This is a genomic window from Longimicrobiales bacterium, from assembly GCA_028823235.1.
Lineage (GTDB): Bacteria > Gemmatimonadota > Gemmatimonadetes > Longimicrobiales > Gaopeijiaceae > UBA2589.
On record JAPKBW010000062.1, the window covers coordinates 1 to 3,541 of the forward strand.

At 59.0% G+C, this 3,541-nt stretch carries 3 protein-coding genes; all 3 read right to left on the bottom strand.

The features are described 5' to 3' along the window. Positions 1 to 349: 349 nt before the first annotated feature. The gene (locus OSA81_13490) at positions 350 to 2,179 is read right to left on the bottom strand and encodes an FAD-dependent oxidoreductase (protein ID MDE0900014.1); all 1,830 of its coding nucleotides are present in this window, start codon (positions 2,177 to 2,179) and stop codon (positions 350 to 352) included. Between the two features lie 438 nt (positions 2,180 to 2,617). Then, complete coding sequence (locus OSA81_13495; protein MDE0900015.1) at positions 2,618 to 2,998, bottom strand: hypothetical protein; 381 nt, start codon at positions 2,996 to 2,998, stop codon at positions 2,618 to 2,620. 94 nt (positions 2,999 to 3,092) lie between these two features. Then, positions 3,093 to 3,541: glutathione binding-like protein (locus OSA81_13500; GenBank protein MDE0900016.1), on the bottom strand; the 449-nt coding region annotated here is incomplete at its 5' end.

A 3,541-nucleotide genomic window follows, 5' to 3' on the forward strand; every position in this document is an offset into this window, starting at 1 on the left:
ATGGGCGTGCCCTTTCGCGTGCTTCTTGGCAGACATGGCTCCCCCTTGCCGGACCATCGACGCACTGCGCCGAGGTCATTTTTCGAGAACGCCCAGGTTACCGCACCTCGGGCTCTCCCGACGGGAAACGGTGCTCCCGGGGCACAGATGGTTTGGGTTCAAGTAATGCAACGTCACGAAGAGAGGAATAGGGCAGTCAGGCGAGCTTCTGGCACAGGCTTCGCGTGTGGCCGTTATGTCAAGTTGCTACCGCCTCTCGTCGCCCCCGGTATCTCCCCAGGCGGGCGAGCTGCCGAGAACAACTGGAATAAGCAGTCAACGGAGGAGCGGGCACAGGGATTCGGGCAGCTCACATCCGTTGATTGGCAAACTGCCTTCGGTGAGCCCGCATGGCCAGTAACCCCAAGATGCCGCCGACCAGGGCGGCATGGGCGGAGGGTTCCGGAACCGAGATCAGCAGCGGCTGAACCCGAGTGTGAGAGCCGTTCGGGTTAGTCGCGGTGAGGCTGACGGAGTAGTCCCCCGGCGTCGTGTATTGATGATTGGGATTCTGATCCACCGACGTTCCCCCGTCGCCGAATTCCCACGACCATGCTGTCGGCATCTGACTCGAAATGTCGCTGAACGAAACGTCGAGAGGTGCAGCGCCAACCGCCACAGACGTCGAGAAGTCCGCTGTCGGTGTGCCCGGGGCAGGTGGCCCTCCGAAATTAAAGATGAGTTCTCCCGCTGCCCGCTCACCCGCCTGCATCGCGCCAGGCACAGTCGATGCAGCCGAATTATGAGTCGCCTCGCCAGCGAAGTAGAGCGTAGGCCCTACGGCTTCCGCGAGAGCCTGGCGCATGGTGAGACCCGCCAGCGGGCGCGTGCCCGGCGCGGGGTAAGAGTAACTCCCGCGTATATACGGCTGCGCGGTCCAATCCTGCACAACGCCTTCGATAAAATTAGTCGATGCGTTTCCACCAAACGCCACATCAAGGTCAGCCAGAGCCTGGTTGATTCGGGCAGTATCGTCTGGCAGCGCCGCCATCGCTTCGGCGTTCCTTCCCATCAGGAAACAAGTCAGCACATGACTGGTGGCGCTGGGCTGGTACTTGTTCGGTGTCCAGCAATTACCGGAGAGGCCATCAGTAAGCACGTTCATCATCTTGGATGCCCAGACCTGGCTGCTGAATCGCAGCGAGATCTTCATGCCCTTCCCCATGCCGATCGTATTGATGGCATCCAGCTTGGAAGCAGGTAGATCGGGAATGAAATCGATGATCTCAGCCTTGAGAACACCGACCGATACGGTCACGATGATTGCATCGGCGTAGTGGTAGACCCCGTTGTCGTCGATGGCGACCGGCTTCACACCGCTCGTATCAACAACCGTAACCGGGCTGTTATAAACGACAAAAGGAATCACCTGGTCGAAATACAGTGTTTCGAGTGCGTCGAGATATCCCGTCGGGTTCAAACCGTAGAGGGCACTGCTCAGTGAGAAGGAATTCCATTCCCGGGACAGCGACCGCAGTCCCAATCTTTCGACCGTCGTTCCATATTCACCACCCGGAGAACCTTCTTCATACAGGTGGTAACCGCGACTCGTCGAAGGGACGCCCCAGGCAGTATCAAGGAAGTCGGACAACGGGCCGTCCGTGGCGGAATTGTCGTGATTTCCGACCTGGGAATAGAAGTCCCAGTAATCGACGATGTCCGGGTCCAAAAAACAATTTCCAGTTTCCGCCCAACATGTATTCCCTCCACCCATTCCGTCTGCGTCCATCACGATCAACTCATCCTGGGTGGAGTTTTCCCTGAAAATACGAATCTGTGCGCCGTTGCCGTATGCGGCATTGATATCGTTGAATATCGGGTTGTTCGACGCGCCGTAAAGTTCCTCAGCTCCGTGCTCGATCCCGACATCGCCGAGAGTGTCCGAATAGACTCGGCCCCCATGTCGATTCGTGGCTTCGAGGACCAGAACATCAAAGCCCAGGTTGTTCAGCGTGTAAGCCGCGTAGAGGCCGGACGCCCCTGCCCCGACGATCACGACGTCGTGGTCAGTCGAGGGTTCGACTGCACGGGAAGGCCCCGAGATCAAGGCCAACGCAACCAGAGTTCCGATCGCGAGAGCCGTCCGAATGACCTCTTCGGTGGATGAGTTCGGCGAAGTGCGGTTTCCCGAGGAATCCATGCAGGCGAGCTTTCGGAAGGTCTTTAATTGGCAGGCGGGCCGATATGTCCATGCAGCCTTCACCTCAAAATACCAGAAATTGGACTCCTCATGCAATAGAAATCGCCCCGGCTGCAATCGGGTGCGAGCATGTCATTGGGCCCGACGGCGCGGCAGAACGAGGGCGTCCTCTAAGTACCCGGAAGGGTCCGATTGTGTTGACGGCTCTAGACTGGGCAGGACCGGGTAAACTGGGGGATAGGACATTCAAGCTAGCTTCCGGCACAACGTCCGGGTATGGGCGTTATGTCAAGTTGCTATTGGGAGGCCCGTGACGGGACCCATGTGCCGGGGTGGTTTTCCTGGTCGGTGTAAAAGCGCTCTGCCTGCCGGGCACGAACAAGGCGGGCGAAGCCAGTAGGTGTCAAATCGATGTCAAATCGGCTTCGGGCCCAAGCTTCAACTCTTCAAAGCTTCGCTGAACTGCAGAAGATCACGAACCGGAGCCGGTGGGCAGGCGACATAAGCTGGTGGACCTTGACGGAATTGAACTTTCGACACCGTTTTTGCCCTGTGGATGGGATGCGGATCGTTCACGTTCGCGACGGGTCCGAGGGCACCACTCGACACGCTCTCTCCGGTACCGAGCATGTCGCTATAGGTGACCTTGACGGAAACAGATCTGCCTACGTCGTCCTGGGTCAGGAGGTAGCTCGAGCCCGTCGCACCGGAGATCGGAGCCCCGTCACGGAGCCACTCGTACATGAACGAACCTAGTCCGTCGTCAACAGTCAGCGCCGAGGTGTTCCCAGACAGCGGGTGTTCCCGTCTCGGGCTCACCTAGGGGTTTAACATGGCGCCCAGGCTCGGACGTCGTGCCAGAAGGCAGCTTGAATGTCCTATTCCCTAAAAACTCACCGAAACGGGTCTGTGTTCAGGCGCTCGCCATCACGTCGCAGAGAGTCGTTCCCTGGGCGCGACGGAACAATTGATAGAGCATGACGATCGATCGAACCGGAAACGGATCGCGGGTCTCTTCTCGAAACGCCGGCCGGTGGGCCAGGCGTTCATGCCAAGCATGTAGCCGCGGATGATGCGCCAGCGGGTATCCCGCGTTTTGGAGTCTCGCCGTGGTAATGAACCAAGGGATATCGAGAACCGAAAGCCGGTCGCCGATCAACCACTCCGAAGACACGAGGCGATCCTCGAGGATCGCAAACGCGTCGAGGTGTGCTTCGAAAGATGCGCCCGCGGGTTCCGCGGGAATGCCCTCTCGCGCGTACTCACGCCACCATTCGACTTCGAGCGCGCGCTTCGGGTTCGAGGCCCCTTCGTCTTCCCAACGTTGCAGGGTCTTCTCCGACTTCTGCGCGAGTCGGCGGG